The sequence below is a fragment of the Seonamhaeicola marinus genome (assembly GCF_008085455.1).
The window spans coordinates 1-210 of record NZ_VSDQ01000702.1; the positions used below are offsets into that span (position 1 = coordinate 1).

General features: G+C 30.0%; 1 protein-coding gene. It reads right to left on the minus strand.

All coding sequences use genetic code 11. The annotated features are described in order from the left end of the window. Positions 1-210: hypothetical protein (locus FUA24_RS25880; RefSeq protein WP_246147078.1), on the minus strand; the 210-nt coding region annotated here is incomplete at both ends.

Sequence of the window (210 nt, forward strand, 5' to 3'; positions counted from 1 at the left end):
GTTTAATTTGAAGTAAAGTGATTCTTTTTTTAAACGACTGCCTTCGCATTCAGGACATTTAATTTTGTCCATATAATCTTTTGCCCATCGTTTTAATGACGTAGACTCGGCTGTTTTGTATTGGTTTTCAATAAAGTTAGCAACTCCTTCAAAATCTATATTATAATTTCTTGTAACACCTAATGTTTTACTTTCAATGGTAAACTTTTC